General features: G+C 45.1%; 1 protein-coding gene and 1 pseudogene. One reads left to right on the top strand and one right to left on the bottom strand.

Annotated elements, in window-relative coordinates:
* On the bottom strand, positions 1-559 hold a 559-nt coding region (locus tag KIV40_RS32060; RefSeq protein ID WP_285353382.1), incomplete at its 3' end, for a DMT family transporter.
* A gap of 99 nt (positions 560-658) precedes the next feature.
* Here KIV40_RS32060 and KIV40_RS32055 point away from each other — a divergent pair.
* Positions 659-830 (top strand): annotated as a pseudogene (locus KIV40_RS32055) (AraC family transcriptional regulator); the annotation flags it as partial.

Below are 830 nucleotides of genomic sequence, written 5' to 3'. Positions count from 1 at the left end.
AGCCTTGCATGTAAATCACCACCCAATTGCTTACTGGCATCTTGCAGCGTTTAAGCAGTACACAGTAAGAGGCGTAGACAAGAGCCGCAATCAACATGTAGCCATCACCTTGGGTAAGCTCTTGGTGCAAGAAAAACAGTGGGTCACCTTTACCCAACATAAACGCCAAACCTGATAGCGACAGCACACCGCCGACAATGCTCAGACCTGAAATTGATTTGTGTAGCAGTGGGACACTCAGAAATACACTAATCAATGGCACTAATGAGGTAATCAGCGCCATGTTTGATGCGCTGGTGGTAAGGCCAGCATAGTAACCAAGAGATTGATTCAACACCATTCCCAGTAAGGCCAGAAATGCTAGCTTAGTCAGATTCGGTTTAATTGCAGGCCACTGTTTAATCGCGCTTGGCAAACAGAAGGGCGTAAGAATGAGCATGGCGACAAACCAACGGAAGAAACTCATTGCGCTTGGTTCGATAACGCTCGCCGCCATCTTATTCACAATGGCATTGGCACCCCAGATACAAACAGTAAAAAATGGCAGAAGATATGACATGTGAATTCCATCGCAGAATGAGTTGATGTGCGTAGTTTGACGGGTCGTTACACTTACAGATATCTTTAAAAAGCCATCGAACGCGATAGGAAGACAAGTTTGAAAAAACAATCAAGAAACCTTCACCCCTCCTTATCAATTGATAAGGCTCCATCCAACGTATTTATGAATTTTGAAGCGTTTCTTTCTAATACCGAAACACGAGTGCACAGCCATCCTTGGGGACAAGTGCAGCTGATCAGCGTAGGAATATTAGAGATGGAAGCGGAGG

The sequence above is a fragment of the Vibrio sp. D173a genome (assembly GCF_030248475.1).
The sequence above is the reverse complement of the archived record's forward strand: the minus strand, read 5'-3'. Positions and strand labels throughout refer to the sequence as shown.